This window comes from Micrococcaceae bacterium Sec5.7 (assembly GCA_039636785.1).
Lineage (GTDB): Bacteria > Actinomycetota > Actinomycetes > Actinomycetales > Micrococcaceae > Arthrobacter.
The window spans coordinates 3,004,750-3,021,022 of record CP144169.1 but is presented as its reverse complement, the minus strand read 5'-3'; the positions used below and the strand labels follow the sequence as shown (position 1 = coordinate 3,021,022).

Below are 16,273 nucleotides of genomic sequence, written 5' to 3'. Positions count from 1 at the left end.
GACCTGTCACGCTTTGGTGAATTCGGGTCAAGCCTCTACGCCCAGTCCATTCGCCGCACCCGAAATTTTCCGGTCAATGTTCATTCAATGGGATAGCCGTGGCACGACAGCTACTGCTGTAGGCCCGTGCGGCCGTTCCCTGGGCTTCCGGTGCTTGACGCATCTCCGGGCGTCCGCATATCCTGAACGAACGGTCGGTAATTACTTATTGAGATACGCACGGTCTATGTATAGGAGCAACCATGGCATCGCAGAATCTGCAGTCAGTGCCCGCGGAGCTGACGCCGGAACGGCAGGAAGAACGCCGGGCAGAAGCAGCACAGCGCGAGGCCGACGGCCAGGCGAACTTTGACCGCGTGATGGCGGATGACTCCCGGATCGAACCCAGGGACTGGATGCCGGCGGCCTACCGCAAGACCCTCCTGCGCCAGATCTCGCAGCACGCGCACTCGGAAATCATCGGCATGCAGCCTGAGGCCAACTGGATTTCCCGGGCTCCGAGCCTCAAGCGCAAGGCCATCCTGATGGCCAAGGTCCAGGACGAGGCCGGCCACGGTCTCTACCTGTACTCCGCTGCCGAAACACTCGGCCAGCCGCGCGACCAGATGATGGACGATCTTATTGCCGGCAAGGCACGCTACTCCTCCATCTTCAACTACCCTGCGGTCACGTGGGCGGACATGGGAGCGATCGGCTGGATGGTGGACGGCGCCGCCATCTGCAACCAGGTGCCGCTGTGCCGCGCCTCCTTCGGCCCCTACGGCCGGGCCATGGTCCGGGTGTGCAAGGAAGAATCCTTCCACCAGCGCCAGGGTTTCGAGATCCTGCTGGAGCTCTCCAACGGAACCCCGGAGCAGAAGCAGATGGCACAGGAAGCGGTGAACCGCTGGTACGCCCCGTCGCTGATGATGTTCGGTCCGCCGGATGACGATTCGCCCAACTCCAAGCAGTCCATGGCGTGGAACATCAAGCGCTTCAGCAACGATGAACTGCGCAGCCGCTTTGTGGGCATGATGGTGGAGCAGGTCAGGGTCCTGGGCCTCACGCTCCCGGACACCCAGATCCGCTTCAACGAAGGCACCAGGAAATGGGAGCATGGCCCGCTGGACTGGGAGGAGTTCAAGGAAGTCCTGGCCGGCCGCGGCCCCTGCAACTCGCAGCGGCTGGAACGCCGCCGCGAAGCACACGAGAACGGCGCCTGGGTGCGCGAAGCAGCCGCGGCGTACGCCCGCAAGCAAGCACGGAAGGAATTCGCAGCATGAACCCGGAAATTGAGCACTCCCCGGTGGTTAAGCCTTCCCCGCTGGTTGAGCCTGTCGAAACCCAGGTTCCTGCCCGCCCGGTTTCGACAGGCTCAACCAGCGGTACCAGCGACTCGGTTTCGACAGGCTCAACCAGCGGTACCAGCGACTCGGTTTCGACAGGCTCAACCAGCGAGGTTTCGACGGGCTCAACCAGCGGGGTTTCGACAAGCTCAACCAGCGGGAGCGGCTGGGGGCTCTGGGAAGTATTCGTCCGGTCCAGCCGCGGGCTTTCGCACGTCCACGCGGGTTCCCTGCATGCACCGGATGCCGCCATGGCCCTGCGCAATGCCCGTGACCTCTACACCCGCCGCAACGAGGGCGTGTCCATCTGGGTTGTCCCGGCGGACGCCATTGCCTCCAGCGATCCTGACTCCAAGGGCGCGTTCTTCGAGTCGCCGCAGGGCAAGGACTACCGGCACGCCACGTACTACACCAAGAGCGAAGGCGTGAAGCACCTGTGAGCCACTCACCTGAAATCCCCACGGCCTTCGGTGGGGACACCGCCACCCGCATCACCCCGGGCAACGCCCTCCGTCCCGAGGACATCGCCCTCGAAGTCCGCACCGGCCTCGCCAAGCCAACAGAGGACGTGGCCGAGTTCGCGCTCCGGCTCGGCGACGACGCCCTTGTTCTGGCCCAGCGCCTGGGCCACTGGATCTCGCGGGCACCCGAGCTCGAGGAGGACGTGGCCCTGGGCAACATCGCCCTGGACCAGCTGGGCCATGCTCGCTCCTTCCTTAGCTATGCCGGGGGAGCGTGGGGCAAGACCGAGGACCATCTCGCCTACTTCCGCCGCGAGCCCGAGTTCCGTTCCGCGCACCTCTTTGAGCAGCCGAACGGTGACTTTGCCGTCACCATCGCCCGCCAGTTTGTGGTGAGCTACTACCAGTTCGGGCTGTACCGCCGCCTGACCGAATCCACGGATGCCACGCTCGCCGCCATTTCGGCCAAGGCCGTCAAGGAAGTGGACTACCACCGGGACCACAGCGCCCAGTGGGTGCTCCGGCTCGCTCTGGGCACCGAGGAATCGCGCCGCCGGATCACAGACGCGTTCAAACTGATCTGGCCCTACGTGGACGAGCTCTTCGAGGACGACGAGCTCACCGCCAGACTTACTGAAACCTGCGCCGCCGTCGAGCCTTCCAGCCTGCGGGCCGACTTTGACCGCCTCACCGGCGAGATCCTCGCCGAAGCGGAGCTGGAGGTGCCGCAGGTGCCGTCGTCGCTGGGCGGGGGACGCCGCGGGAAGCATTCCGAGCACCTGGGCTACCTGCTCGCCGAAATGCAGGTGCTGGCGCGGGAACACCCGGGAGCCAGCTGGTGAGCGCCGTGGACATGTACGTGCAGTCCGCAGGTGCGGCGGCCAGGAAGGCCACGGCCGAGGAGAGGGTGTGGGCCATCGCGGCCACCGTCTGCGACCCGGAAATCCCCGTCCTCACCATCGAGGACCTGGGGATCCTGCGCAACGTGGAGCTGCTGCTGGACCAGGATGCCGGCGACGGCGGATTCCTGCCCGTTGTCCGGGTCACCATCACGCCCACGTACTCGGGCTGCCCGGCCATGGACGCCATCCGTGACGACCTCAAGACCGCCTTCTACCGGGAGGGCTACCCCGGCGTCCAGGTGGATCTGGTGCTCGCGCCGGCGTGGACCACGGACTGGATGACTGACGCCGGCAAAGCCAAGCTGGAGGAATACGGCATCGCGCCTCCCAGCGGAAGGGCTGCCGCCGGCGGCCACTCGGGGCCGGTCCGCCTCAGCCTCGCCGTGAAATGCCCGCAGTGTTCCTCGCTGAACACCAAGGAGCTCACCCGTTTCGGTTCCACGTCGTGCAAGGCGCTGTACGTCTGCCAGGACTGCAAGGAACCGTTCGACTACTTCAAAGTTTTGTAAGGAACAGGTACCCCATGCCCGTTGTCCGCCAGACTGCCGCCGAATCGGCGAAGGCCTCAGGCCGCCGTCGTCCGTCCTTCCACCCCCTCTCCGTCACGGAGGTGCGCCGGCTGACCGAAGACGCCATCGAGGTGACCTTCGGCGTGCCGGCGGAGCTCGCCGGGCAGTTCGACTACCTGCCGGGCCAGTACGTGGCCCTGCGCACCACGCTGCCGGATGAGGACGGCGAGCCGCACGAGGTGCGCCGCAGCTATTCCATCTGTGCCGAACCGCGGGGTTTCCCGGACGGCAGCAGCGAGATCCGGGTGGCCATCAAGAAGGACCTGGGCGGGCTGTTCTCCACCTGGGCGAATGCGGGGCTGAAGGCCGGCGATGAGCTGGACGTCATGAGCCCCATGGGTGCATTCGTCTCCAAGCACGGCAGGGACGGCAAGGCTGTCCAGCAGAACGTGATGAACTCGATGAACCATCCGGAGGAGCTGGCGGGGGAGCCGGGCAGCTTCGTGGCCATTGCGGCCGGGTCGGGCATTACACCGGTGATCGCCATCGCCCGCACGCTGCTGGCCGCGAACCCGGACACGCGCTTTGACCTGGTCTACGCCAACAAGGCCGCCATGGATGTGATGTTCCTGGAGGAGCTCGCGGACCTGAAGGACAAGTACCCGGCCCGGCTGGCGCTGCACCACGTGCTGTCCCGTGAGCAGCGGATCGCGCCTTTGATGACCGGCAGGATCGACGCCGAGAAGCTGCAGGCGCTGCTGGGCACAGCCATCCACAGCGAGGACGTGGACGAGTGGTTCCTGTGCGGGCCGTTCGAGCTGGTGCAGCTGTGCCGGGACACCCTGGCCGAGCGCGGGGTGCAGCCGGAGCACATCCGCTTCGAGCTCTTCAGCTCGGGCAAGCCGGACCGCCCCGAGGGCAACGCCGGCCGCCCCGTGGTGGAGGACACCTCCAAGGAGACGTACAAGATCACCTTTAAGCTGGACGGGCTGCAGGGCGATGTCACCAGCCCCACGCACGCCCGCGAGTCAATCCTGAACGCGGCCCTGCGGGTCCGCCCGGACGTGCCGTTCGCGTGCGCCGGGGGCGTGTGCGGGACGTGCCGCGCCAAGCTGGTCACCGGCACCGTGACCATGGACGAGAACTACGCGCTGGAGCAGGATGAGCTGGACAAGGGCTACGTGCTGACGTGCCAGTCGCACCCCACCAGCCCCGAAGTCACCGTCGACTTCGACGTCTAACGCTGGTTGAGCCCGTCGAAACCCGCTGGTTGAGCCTGTCGAAACCAAAGAAACCCGCTGGTTGAGCCTGTCGAAACCCCGCTGGTTGAGCCTGTCGAAACCAAAGAAACCCGCTGGTTGAGCCTGTCGAAACCGAGAAACCGTCGAAACCCGCTGGTTGAGCTTGTCGAAACCGAGAAACCGTCGAAACCCAATCACCGCTGGTTGAGCTTGTCGAAACCCGAAACCAAGGAGCCCGCATGATCTCCCTCTCCATAGCCAACGGCATCGCCGAGGTTGTCCTGGACGCCCCGCACAAGTTGAACTCTCTGGACGAGCAGGCGCTCGCAGACCTGGGAACCGCATACGACGACGCCGCTGCCGCCGCCTCGCGCGGCGAGGTGCGGGCGCTGCTGCTCAGGGGAGAGGGTCGCGCCTTCTGTGCGGGCCGGGACATCTCCGGCGTGACGCCGGAGAACGACGACGCCGAGGCGTACCTGGGCGGTCTGGTGCAGCCGCTGCTGAAGAAGATGAGCGCCTTCCCCGCGCCCACCTTCGCTGCTGCCCAGGGAGCATGCCTGGGCGTGGGCCTGGGGCTGCTTCTGGCCACCGACGTGGTGTATGTGGCGGAGAACGCCAAGTTCGGCTCGCCCTTCGCCAAGCTGGGGGCCACGCTGGATTCGGGTGGGCACTGGTACTTCTCTGAACGGCTGGGCATGCACCGGACGCTGGACCTGATCTACACGGCGGAGCTCATGAGCGGTGCCGACGCCGTGGCGCAGGGCCTGTTCAGCAGGGCCATGCCCGCAGCTGAACTCCTGGACTCCACGAGGGCCATTGTGGCCACGGTGGCTACAGGGGCCACGGGCGCATTCAACGCCAGCAAAGACCTTGTGGCCCACATCCGTGACCAGCGCCTGGGCCTGTGGGAAGCCATGGAAGAAGAAAACGCGGAGCAGGCACGGCTCTGCAAGAGCGAGGACTACGCCGAAGGCTTCCGGGCCTTCCACGAAAAGCGGGCTCCCCAGTTCAAGGGGTAACGGATCCGCTGATTGAGCTTGTCGAAATCGTCGAAACCAAGCCCGCTGGTTGAGCCTGCCGAAACCTAGGTGGTCGAAACCAAGCCCGCTGGTTGAGCCTGTCGAAACCCGGTTGTCGGAACCTAATTTTGAAATATCGATGCCGATTTATAAAGTTCCATCATGACTATGGGGAAATCAGTTCGAAAAGCAGTTATTCCGGCCGCCGGATTGGGCACGCGCTTCTTGCCCGCCACCAAGGCGATGCCGAAGGAAATGTTGCCGGTGGTTGATGTGCCGGCCATCCAGTACGTGGTTGAGGAAGCCGTGAAGGCCGGCCTGACGGATCTGCTGATGATTACGGGCCGCAACAAACGGTCCCTGGAGGATCATTTTGACCGTGCGCCGGCTTTGGAGCGCACCCTGGAAATGAAGGGCGACACGGCCCGCCTGGACGCCGTGCAGCATGCCTCCGGGCTCGGGCCCATCCACTATGTCCGGCAGGGTGAGCCCAAGGGGCTGGGCCATGCAGTCCTGTGCGCCCGCCAGCACGTGGGAGAGGAGCCGTTCGCCGTGCTGCTGGGTGACGATCTCATTGATGAGAGGGACGAGCTCCTCACCACCATGATGGACGTTCAGGCCAAGACCGGCGGTTCGGTGATTGCGCTGATCGAAGTGGATCCGTCCCAGATCAGCGCGTATGGCTGTGCTGACATCACCGCCATCGATGGCCAGGAGTACGTCCGGGTCAATAGCCTGGTGGAGAAGCCCTCCGTTGAAGAGGCGCCGTCCAACCTGGCCGTCATTGGCAGATACGTTCTTCACCCGTCGGTTTTTGATGTCCTGGAGAAGACCGGGCCTGGCCGCGGAGGAGAGATCCAGCTGACCGATGCACTCCAGACCCTGGCGGCTGCCGAAGGCGATGGCTCCGGAGTGTACGGCGTGGTCTTCAAGGGCCGCCGCCACGACACCGGAGACAAGCTCAGCTACCTGAAGGCCGTGATCACCTTGGCTTCCGAGCGGGCGGAGTTCGGCGAAGACCTGAAGAGCTGGATGAAAGAGTTCATCAATTAGCGCCGGGCACGGGCGAAGAAAATACCTATGACCGCCCCAGCCGTGTTTGTGACAATATCCAAGGGACTGGCGACTCGGTCGTGAAGAAACAGGAGCTGGCCCAGCTCCACGCAAGCAGAAGTAAATAGGCTTAAGGCCGCGATTTTCCATGAGCGGATTTTTGGAAACGCCATGGCAGCGGTGAATCCCACAGGCACGAATAGCATCACGTTTGCTGCTGCCTCCACAAATCCGTAGTTGAACCACAGCGGAATGCCGCGGACGTGGAGGAAGGAAAGAACGTCGGCCAGCGCGCCCTGCGCCGGCGTGTCCACCGGTGTTGGCCAGAAACCCACCAGAGCCAGCAGTCCGAAGTAGAGCCCCAGGAACCATCTCCACGCACGGAGGTTGCTCAGGGCCATTGTAGTTTCAGGACGTCAGGGCCAATAGGGAGAGCCAGAGATAGGGGAGCGATTGGCACGGCGGCAACGGAACAGTGAAATCGAACTGCAGCCGCCGCCTCCGCCAATGTCTCCCCATATTTCATATAACTACCGCATGTTGCGGCTGCTCGGTGCTGTCCCTGTTGGACAAAAGCAGAGGGTGGGTGGCTCTCCGGGTTCCCGGAGAGCCACCCACCCTCTTTGGTGCTTGTCAGTGCGCCTGGCGCTTAGGCAGTGGCTGCGTCAGCCTTGGCGCGGCGACGAACCACAACTACTGACGCGACACCTGCGGCAAGTGCGCCGCCGCCAACCAAGGACCAAAGGACCAGACTGGAGTCGGCGCCGGTGTTGGCAAGGCCAGCGCCCGTGCCTGAACCTGCGGCCGTTCCTGTGGCTGCCTTGACGGTTACCGTGGCGGTGACGGTGTGACCCGAGTTGACGCCGGTGGCGGTAAGCCGGTAGGTCCCGGCCTCGTTGATGGTCAGCGGCAGAGAGAATGTGCCGCTGCCGTTAGCCCTGGTGGCAAAGGTCTGCGGTGCGAGAGGCAGAGAAATCTTGGCCGCTACGGCCAGGCTTGCTACCCCTGAGAAGCTCCCACCGATTGCTTGGGGGCCGCCAGTCTGCTCAACTTCGACATTGATGGGTTCGTTTGGATCGAATCCGCCGCCGGAAAAGTTGAACTGCTCGCCTTCTTGAATGTTGCCGTCATCAACCTGGCCCTGTTCATCCGAGCCCGGCGCCGGGTATGTGGTGGCGATGGCCGGAACTGCGCCGACGAGTGCGATGGAACCTGCGAGTGCGATTGCTGCAAGTGATTTTTTCATGTTTGTCCCCCCGGAGACCGTGAAATTATGATTACCCGAATTGAGGAGATCTCCTCGGCGCACGAGACCGAGTGCGGAAATCCCGATTGTCTTGCCCGAGTTGAGAGTACCATCAGGAGTTAACCCTGCCAAAGTTAAATCCACTCCTGTTACATAGCTTTAACCTGCAGTTTTTGTTGGCGCAACGCATTCCTTGGAAATCGCAGGGAGCACCACGTCTTTTACAGCCTGCACGGTCGGTGTGACAACCAATTTCGGCTCTGTGTGTTGCACAATCTTGCCGAATGTCAGCTCCACCGTGCTGCTTTGCCCGGGCGCCAGGCTGGTTGTCACGGTCCCTACAGGCCGTCCGCTGTGGCGCTGCGCTCCGAACAGAATCTTCTTCCCATCCTGGACTGCGGTCTCAATCAGGGCCTGTACTGGGCCGTACACCACGATATTGCTCTGCACTGTTCCCGCCGGTACCCCGTAGGCCCCGCCGCCGGTGACATACGCGGGTAGCGAAGTTGCTGCGTCCAGGGGGGCCGTGTTGGTGCTGGTGACGCGAACCTTGATCTGTGAATACTCGTCATTCGTGCATTCGTCGACCAGCTGCGCCGTCCGTTTGACGTAATAGTCCATTTTCGCACCGGTGCCGTCGTTGAAGTAAACGCCAAACTGTGCCGGAGAGACAGCAGCGCCGGAAATAGAACCGCCTAGTGGATAGTCGGCGATCACGGACTGTTCCTCGCTGTTGGCAGACCAAACCATGATCCTTCGCTCGTCGGCGCCCCTGGTTAGGCCACCAACAAGTGCCTTTGAGTCTCCTTTTCCGGTCGAAAGCGCTCCGAAAATCTCCTTTGCCACTCCGGCGAAGTACGCATCTTGAAGTTGTGGCTGCGCGATCGTGGCATACACCTTGGACAGCAGCGTTGGTACAACATTCTTGCCGGTTAGTTTCGTTGGTAGAGCGCTCCCCGCCAATACTTTCAGGGCAGGGTCAGTCAGTTCAACCGGTCCCGTGGCATCCAGGATGTATCCCAGCGCTACGGGATCTATTGAAATGACGCCATCCAAGCGATCGCCGGTCTTTTTCTCCCACATCGCATGGGCTGTGCTGGCCGCGGTGGGGAAATCGGGGGTGAGGTTGACGTCCTGCATGTACTTGCCAAGTCGAGCCGAGTAAATCTGTTGCTGATCGGAATCTACGGCCACTGGAGGCGTAAACGATCCCAGTTCAGTTGCGCTAGTCTGCGATCCCAGCGTCAGCTTGCCATTATCGATGGTGAGCACGGCCAACGCGCCTGGAATCCCTCCCGTGGCGCGGACCTCGGCGTTGTTCTGGATCAGCAGCAGGTAGTGCCGCGTGCCTTGGGCCGCCATCATGTCCGGGGCGATGCTGGCCGCGTCGGCGGCGGCGTCCAGGCCGTCGCGCAGGGATTCAAGTTGCTCCCGGGCCTGGACCAGCGGTCCGGAGACCTGAGGTAGCAGTTTTTCAGCGTCGATGGCGTTCAGACGGTCTGAAGATTGCCTGACGGCGTGCGCTGAGGAGACAAGCTTCGGCTTCGCCGTTGTCAGTGGATCCAGGTTGATCCCCTCGTTGTTCGGCGCGAGTGTTTTCCAGTCCAGTGATTGGAAAACGCTGACTAACGGCATTGCACCTAGCCGCACAACGTCGTCTGCAGACGTGGCGATCTCGTTGGCGGTCTGAAAATTAGCCCCAATCCAGGGCAGTGTCCCCGCCAGAGTCCATAAGGGGTCGCTCGCCGCCCCCCGGGCAGCAGCAGTGTGGACCTGCAGCTGTTCGACTCTCGTTGTGGCGGCTGCAGCATCGCTACGGACGATGTCGTCCTTGAGCTCAGGCAGTAGTTGCGTGGCGGCGTTGAGCTCGGTCTTGATTTCGGATGCCTTTAAGCCAAGCCATATGGCAGATCCACCAACAGAAACGCTTACTAAGGAAAGCCACAGTGCACCAACGAGCACCCGCCGACGCAGTTGCTTTGGAGACGTCCTGCCGGTCCGGGTTCGCCGGACGGGGGAGAGTTTGCCGCCGTCAACTGTGGAAGATTCCGCCATGCCTATGGCCGTCCCAGCCCGCGGTAAGTCCAACCTGCAGCCCGCCACTTGCCTGGATCAAGGACGTTGCGACCGTCGAGGAGGCGAGGCGAGGCCACGCGGGCGCTGAGAGTGTAAGGATCCAGATCTCTATATTGCTGCCACTCGGTGAGAAGCAGTATCGCGTCGGCCCCGGCAACTGCAGTTTCCAGCTCAGGCTGATAGTGAAGTTCCGGGAACCGCTTTGCAGCGTTCGTAAGGGCTTTGGGATCCGTTACGGTGACATCGGCGCCCTGGAGCTGGAGCTGCGCAGCAATGCTCAGGGCAGGGGAATCCCGGACGTCGTCGCTTTCGGGCTTGAATGCCGCACCAAGGACTGTGATCCGCTTGCCCAGCAGACTGTCGCCGCACAGCTCGCGGGTGAGTTCGACGACGCGCGTCCGCCGGCGCATGTTGATGGCGTCGACTTCACGGAGGAAGGTAAGTGCCTGGTCTGCGCCCAGTTCGCCGGCGCGAGCCATAAAGGCGCGGATGTCCTTGGGGAGGCATCCGCCGCCGAACCCGATTCCGGCGTTAAGGAACTGCCGGCCGATACGGTCGTCCATGCCGATGGCGTCGGCCAAACGGGTGACGTCTGCGCCTGCAGCTTCGCAGAGCTCGGCCATGGCGTTGATGAAGGAGATTTTGGTGGCCAGGAAGGAGTTCGCGGCTGTCTTCACCAGCTCTGCTGTGGGCAGGTCTGCCACGAGTCGCGGTGTACCGGTGGACAGGGGTGTGGCGTAAACCTCGTCAAGTACCGCAACCGCCGGGTGGTCTTCGGAACCGTCTGGAACCCCGTATACAAAACGGTCCGGGTGTAGGGTGTCGGAAACGGCATGGCCTTCACGAAGGAACTCAGGATTCCACACGAGATGCGCTGCGGGCTCCTCTTTCTGTATCAGTCCAGCCAGTCGGGCAGCAGTGCCTACGGGCACTGTCGACTTTCCGACGACTATGTTGCCGGGCGCGAGGTGCGGCAGGAGCCCGGCGGTTGCGGCGTCAACGTATGTCATGTCGGCACCGTTTTCGCCCTTCTTCTGGGGGGTTCCTACGCAAATGAAGTGGACGTCATTACCGGCCGCCGCGGACATATCAGAAGTGAAAGTCAGGCGTCCGGTCTCCTGGACTTCCTTGAGGAGTCCTTCGAGACCCGGTTCATAGAACGGTGCAATTGCAGCAGAGAGATCGGCTATTTTCCGTTCGTCCACGTCGATTCCGACCACTTCGTGGCCAAGCTTTGCCATACATGCAGCATGCACGGCTCCGAGGTACCCACAGCCAATGACTGAAATACGCATGTTTAGTGCCTTCCCCATGACCAAAATGCAACGGCACTCAGCCGCTGAGATCAGAGTTAGACCGGAACGGCTTAGACCGCCCCGGTGCTTGCGAATACTGCCTTGAAAGTCTTGAAAAGAATCACTACGTCGCCCATCAGAGACCAGTTCTCCACATAGTAGAGGTCAAGCCTGATGCTTTCTTCCCAGCTGAGATTGGAACGTCCGCTGACCTGCCAGAGCCCGCTCATTCCGGGACTTACATACAGCCGCCGCAGGGCAGCATCATCGTATAGGGCTACTTCTCCTTCACGCTGAGGGCGCGGCCCAACAAGGCTCATAGTCCCGCCCAGAACATTCAGCAGCTGTGGCAACTCATCCAGCGAATACTTGCGCAGAACCCGGCCAATCGGGGTAATTCGAGGATCGTTCTCAACTTTGAAGAGCGGCCTATGTGCGGAACCCTGCGCCTTGAGCAGTGCCAGCAATTCTGCGTCCGCATTTGCCTTCATCGAGCGGAATTTCATCATTTTGAATGTTGTTCCGCGCAGGCCGATCCGTTCTTGGTAGTAGAACACTGGACCCGGGCTGCTGAACCTTACGAGGAGTGCCAGCGCCAAGAATACGGGCGAAAGACAGACAGCCAGCACTCCCGCGATTGAGATATCGAACGCCCGCTTGGCAACCTTCTTGCCCCCCGTGAGTTTGGGAGTCGAAACGTGAATGAGTGGAAGACCAGCCACGGGCTGAGTGTGGATTCGGGGGCCGGCAATATCGGTGAGGGCTGGCGCCAAAATCATTCCGATGTCTCTTGCGGCCAACTCCCACCCGAGTCTACGAAGGTCCTGGGGATGCATATTCACCCCGGCGGAAATCGCCACGGCGTCAACGTTGGTGGCGAGGATGACCGACAGGATGGCATCGAAGTCGGGCTGGACGCCAGTTACGGGGATCGCCAACCCGGTCGCGTAATCTGTCTCAGGCTTGGCGCCGGGCAAGTGGGCGGCCACGGGGAGGTATCCTGCGGCGGGCACGCTGCGGAGTGAGCGTACCAAGTGCGCCGCTGAATGCGGATCGCCAATGATCAGCACGCGCGAAGTACTCTGCCCGCGCTTTCTCTCGAGACTGAGGTGCTGACGTACAAGCCAACGTCCAACCAGGAGCCCTATGGCTCCGGCAGGAAAAGCCAGCCCGACATATCCTCGGGCCGTATCGATTCTAAGTGCGTAAGAGACAATCGCCAGAAACCCGAACAGCCATGCTGAAGCAGCTATGACTCGCTTGTACTCCTCTGATCCAGAACCGAGCACTTTAGCTTCCCGAGATCCCCAAAGCTCCAGCATTAGCCACCAAGCTACCGCCAAAACTCCGGATAGAACTAAGTAATCAGTATCTCGGACGGATCCTGCACCGATATCAGAAAACCCAAACCGGACACCAAACGCACCCGCCACGGCCCAAATGACAATCCCCGCGTCCAAGAGTCGAAGACGGCGTGCATATCTCAAATGCCAATACGTTTGATTGTTCGTGGCGCTTTCAACTGTCCTTTGTTGCAGTTTGACTACTCCATTGCCCCCAGCCACGAATCTCCTCAGGCTCTCACATGGTCGACATTGGCGCGATACCAGGCGACAGTTGACCGAATGCCATCAACGAGGCCGATTTTCGACGTCCAACCGGCTTGAGCCAGTTTCGAGACATCCAGTAGCTTTCGAGGGGTTCCATCGGGCTTGGACGTGTCCCAGTCGAAGTCGCCTTCGTAACCGACTGCGGACGCCACCATGGCTGCCAATTCCTTGATGGTCACGTCCAACCCGGTTCCAACGTTTACTTGCGACGGGCCGTCGTAGTTCTCGAGAAGATGCAGGCAAGCTGCAGCCATGTCGTCAACGTGAAGGAACTCTCGCCGTGGGGATCCTGTTCCCCAGTTGGTCACGCTGGCGGCCCCGGACTTGGCGGCTTCATCGTACCGGCGGATCAAGGCCGGCAACACGTGCGAGCCCTCAGGTGAGAAGTTATCCCCAGGGCCATACAGATTCGTTGGCATCGCCGAGATCCATGGGAGTCCGTATTGTCGCCGGACTGCTTGGACATGCATAATTCCTGCTATTTTCGCGATGGCGTACGCGTCGTTAGTCGGTTCGAGGTGACCCGTGAGAAGTGAGTCTTCACGAATTGGCTGCTCGGCGAACTTCGGGTAGATGCACGATGATCCGAGGAACAGAAGCCTTTCAACCCCGTGCTCCCGGGCAGCATCCAGCACGTTTACTTGGATTCTGAGGTTGTCGCTCAGAAAGTCAACGGGGAACGTGCTGTTAGCAAGAATCCCGCCAACTTTTGCGGCGGCCAACACAACATATCGAGGCTTAGTTTCTGCGAAGAATGCGAAGACGCTTTCGCGGTCCTTGAGATCGAGCTCAGATGAAGAGCGACCGACGAGATTGTTGAATCCTTCGCCCTGAAGGTTTCGCCAGATCGCAGAACCCACTAGCCCCCGGTGTCCGGCCACATAGAAGGTGGCGTCGCGACTAAGCTCGCCTGGCAAGAAGTAAACGTTGTCCCCCACTAGTTTTTCCAGCTTTCGAGGTCCACAGCGTCAATCCAGTGATTACCTGCATGCTTCAGCGCCTCGACATCGGCGTCGACCATGATGCGGGCCAATTCCGGCGTGTGGACGGTGGCCTTCCATCCCAACTTCTCCTGTGCCTTGGAAGCATCCCCTACGAGGGCATCCACTTCGGTGGGGCGCAGATAGCGCTCATCGAAGCGCACGTGGTTTTCCCAGTTCAATCCCGCGTGTTCAAAGGCGATCTGGAGAAAGTCCCGCACGGTGTAATTGCCGCCTGTTGCCAACACAAAGTCGTCCGGTTCGTCGGCCTGAAGCATGCGCCACATGCCTTCTACATACTCAGCGGCATAGCCCCAGTCGCGGACTGCGTCCAAGTTGCCCATATACAGCAGATCCTGCTTGCCTGCCTTGATGGCGGCAACTGCACGGGTAATCTTGCGGGTTACGAAGGTTTCGCCGCGTCGGGGGGATTCGTGGTTGAACAGGATCCCATTGACGGCAAACATGCCGTATGCCTCGCGGTAGTTCTTGGTAATCCAATAGCTATACACCTTGGCTGCACCGTAGGGGGAGCGAGGGTAGAAGGGCGTGTCCTCATTCTGCGGGGGAGGAGTGGCCCCGAACATTTCAGAGGAGGAAGCCTGGTAGAACTTGGTGTCGATACCGGCCATGCGGACTGCCTCAAGTAGACGGACTGTCCCAACGCCAGTGGTGTTGCCCGTGTGCTCCGGTTCATCGAAAGAGACGCGAACATGAGACTGTGCGGCTAGGTTGTAGACCTCGTCGGGCTTGATCTCCGCCAGAAGTGTGACCAGGCGGGCGCCGTCACTCAGATCGCCGTAGTGCAGGAAAAGTTTTGCCTTGGAATCATGGGGGTCAACGTACAAGTGATCGATCCGGGCTGTATTGAATGTAGATGCCCGTCGAATCAGGCCGTGAACCTCATAGCCCTTATTCAGAAGCAACTCCGCGAGGTAGGAGCCGTCCTGTCCCGTGATCCCAGTAATAAGTGCGCGCTTTGTCATAGTGCCCCCAATGGTGCGAAAAGAAGAATCGCGCAACCTAGTGGTCGCGCGAAGATGCCAGACTCGTGATGAAATTATCATAGAGGGCGATCGCGGTGCTTTCGGACAATGTTTCGTGTCTAAATCGCAAACCGTTGGCGCCCAGCTCGGCCGCCTGCCGTCGGTTCCGGCTCAGAGCTTCCGCTGCCTTAACCAAAGCAATTGGGTCCCCAGCATTCACACGAAGCCCGCCACACGATTTTTTGAGTTCCTCCGCTGTCACGCTTCCTTCATCGGTTGCCGCGATGACAGGGATGCCTGTGCTGTAGTACGAGGTGAGCTTGCTGGGAACAGACATGTCACGAACTCCAGGCAGCTCGTTGACAAGGAGCACGTCAGCGGCCTGCAACGCGGCCTGGAACTCGTCTTGAGGAAGGGAATCGACAAAGCTCAGGTTTGCGACTCCCCGCCCAGCCTGCATTAGCGCTGGCCTTTGATTGCCGTCACCCATCAGTACGAATCTGGTGGGACTGCCCGTTGCGTGCGCGCTTTTCGCAGCTTCAACCACGTTGGTGAGCCCCTGTTTCTTGCCCATGTTTCCGGAGTGAAGCACTATGATCTCGTCCTGGCCCCAGCCAAGCCTTTGCCGCGTTTCCGACCGGTCCCCAACAGGAATGTCCGGAAGATGCGTCCAGTTTCTAACCACTCGAACCGAGTCTGCAGAGACCCCCAGTTCGTCGACAATGTACCGCGCAAACCTCTCGTGAATTGCAACCACACCCGTGGCTAGACCCAGGATTTTGCCCTCCAATTGCGCGGCGAGTCTGGACAATAGACCAGCCTGTCCACCGGTTTCCACAATTCCACGGCTGTACAGGTCCTGCACCCATACGCCTACAGCTGGCCGCCTCAGTCCAAACCTTGCACGCGCGAGAGCGAGGCCACTGGAGAACAAGGCAGGACTCACCAGAAGGACTACGTCCGGGCTGCCCCATCTAGCGAAAACGAGTCGACAGCCAAAGCTGAGTTCCATGTGGAGCCGGGTCAGCCCTGTGGGCCGCCTTGGTATGTGATGTCTGAGCCTGGCCACAGGGATTCCGTTGATGACCTCGTCGGCTGACCATCCTCGGTATCCGGTGTGAAGCTGCCATTCTGGATAATGTGGATAACCAGTCAGTACACGAACTGTGTGACCCCTTGCAGCCAAGCCCTCTGCGAGGCTGGTTGTGTAGGGGGCGTTCCCGGATGGTTCAGGTGCATAGTGGAGCCCTAGGATGGTGATCTTGAGCGGAGATTTTTTCACAGATGCAACAATACTGGGAGTCAGTTCGGATGCGGCGCCGGGAGAGAATTCATGACACATAATATTAATGCGACTGATGGGAATGTCCCAGTGATCGATTTGTCCCTTGCTCCGGGCGAACACGCGGCGTGGGACAGGCCGAAGGCGATTGTCTATCTGTGGTCCGTGATTGAGCTTCTATCGGTGACGAACGCTTGGCAGATCAGCTCGCGTCTGCGTGTCGCCGTCCTCCGACTTTTCGGGGCTGAGATTGGTCGTGGAGTCATTTTCCGGCCTCGCACGAGGGTT

Annotated in this window: 14 protein-coding genes and 1 pseudogene; 7 read left to right on the top strand and 8 right to left on the bottom strand. The window is 61.1% G+C overall.

The features are described 5' to 3' along the window. The first annotated feature begins 242 nt into the window (after positions 1–242). From paaA to galU, 7 genes and pseudogenes are all read left to right on the top strand, one after another. Complete coding sequence (gene paaA / locus V3C33_14390) at positions 243–1,262, top strand: 1,2-phenylacetyl-CoA epoxidase subunit PaaA (GenBank protein ID XAS66665.1); 1,020 nt, start codon at positions 243–245, stop codon at positions 1,260–1,262. Between the two features lie 230 nt (positions 1,263–1,492). Next, positions 1,493–1,765, top strand: a pseudogene (gene paaB / locus V3C33_14385) (1,2-phenylacetyl-CoA epoxidase subunit PaaB). After that, positions 1,762–2,628 (top strand): 1,2-phenylacetyl-CoA epoxidase subunit PaaC, encoded by an 867-nt coding sequence (gene paaC, locus V3C33_14380; GenBank protein ID XAS66664.1) that lies wholly within the window; start codon positions 1,762–1,764, stop codon positions 2,626–2,628. Before paaB ends, paaC begins: the two are co-directional and overlap by 4 nt. An 11-nt stretch (positions 2,629–2,639) precedes the next feature. After that, positions 2,640–3,197 carry a 1,2-phenylacetyl-CoA epoxidase subunit PaaD gene (gene paaD, locus V3C33_14375; protein XAS69744.1) on the top strand — a complete coding sequence of 186 codons (558 nt, stop codon included), beginning with the start codon at positions 2,640–2,642 and terminating at the stop codon, positions 3,195–3,197. Positions 3,198–3,211: 14 nt separating this feature from the next. Further along, positions 3,212–4,438 (top strand): 1,2-phenylacetyl-CoA epoxidase subunit PaaE, encoded by a 1,227-nt coding sequence (gene paaE, locus V3C33_14370; protein ID XAS66663.1) that lies wholly within the window; start codon positions 3,212–3,214, stop codon positions 4,436–4,438. A 239-nt stretch (positions 4,439–4,677) separates the two neighbouring features. Beyond that, positions 4,678–5,457, top strand: a complete 780-nt coding sequence (locus V3C33_14365) for an enoyl-CoA hydratase/isomerase family protein (GenBank protein ID XAS66662.1) — start codon at positions 4,678–4,680, stop codon at positions 5,455–5,457. A gap of 162 nt (positions 5,458–5,619) precedes the next feature. Further along, positions 5,620–6,510 (top strand): UTP--glucose-1-phosphate uridylyltransferase GalU, encoded by an 891-nt coding sequence (gene galU, locus V3C33_14360; GenBank protein XAS66661.1) that lies wholly within the window; start codon positions 5,620–5,622, stop codon positions 6,508–6,510. Here the strand turns inward: galU and V3C33_14355 are convergent. From V3C33_14355 to V3C33_14320, 8 genes are all read right to left on the bottom strand, one after another. Then, a complete protein-coding gene (locus tag V3C33_14355) occupies positions 6,507–6,911 on the bottom strand; it encodes a VanZ family protein (protein XAS66660.1) in 405 nt (134 codons plus the stop codon). The genes galU and V3C33_14355 overlap by 4 nt on opposite strands. Positions 6,912–7,159: 248 nt before the next feature. After that, positions 7,160–7,756: an LPXTG cell wall anchor domain-containing protein gene (locus V3C33_14350; protein XAS66659.1), complete on the bottom strand. Its 597-nt coding sequence runs from the start codon at positions 7,754–7,756 to the stop codon at positions 7,160–7,162. 159 nt (positions 7,757–7,915) lie between these two features. Next, positions 7,916–9,811 (bottom strand): DUF4012 domain-containing protein, encoded by a 1,896-nt coding sequence (locus V3C33_14345; GenBank protein XAS66658.1) that lies wholly within the window; start codon positions 9,809–9,811, stop codon positions 7,916–7,918. A gap of 2 nt (positions 9,812–9,813) precedes the next feature. Further along, on the bottom strand, positions 9,814–11,127 hold the full coding sequence (locus V3C33_14340) for a UDP-glucose/GDP-mannose dehydrogenase family protein (protein XAS66657.1): 1,314 nt from the start codon (positions 11,125–11,127) through the stop codon (positions 9,814–9,816). Positions 11,128–11,198: 71 nt separating this feature from the next. Further along, positions 11,199–12,569 carry a sugar transferase gene (locus V3C33_14335; GenBank protein ID XAS69743.1) on the bottom strand — a complete coding sequence of 457 codons (1,371 nt, stop codon included), beginning with the start codon at positions 12,567–12,569 and terminating at the stop codon, positions 11,199–11,201. A 131-nt stretch (positions 12,570–12,700) separates the two neighbouring features. Further along, positions 12,701–13,675: a GDP-L-fucose synthase gene (locus V3C33_14330; protein XAS66656.1), complete on the bottom strand. Its 975-nt coding sequence runs from the start codon at positions 13,673–13,675 to the stop codon at positions 12,701–12,703. Then, positions 13,675–14,703 (bottom strand): GDP-mannose 4,6-dehydratase, encoded by a 1,029-nt coding sequence (gmd, locus tag V3C33_14325; protein XAS66655.1) that lies wholly within the window; start codon positions 14,701–14,703, stop codon positions 13,675–13,677. The genes V3C33_14330 and gmd overlap by 1 nt, the downstream gene beginning before the upstream one ends. 37 nt (positions 14,704–14,740) lie before the next feature. After that, positions 14,741–16,045, bottom strand: coding sequence for a glycosyltransferase family 4 protein (locus tag V3C33_14320; protein ID XAS66654.1), 1,305 nt, complete (start codon positions 16,043–16,045; stop codon positions 14,741–14,743). Positions 16,046–16,273 lie beyond the last annotated feature (228 nt).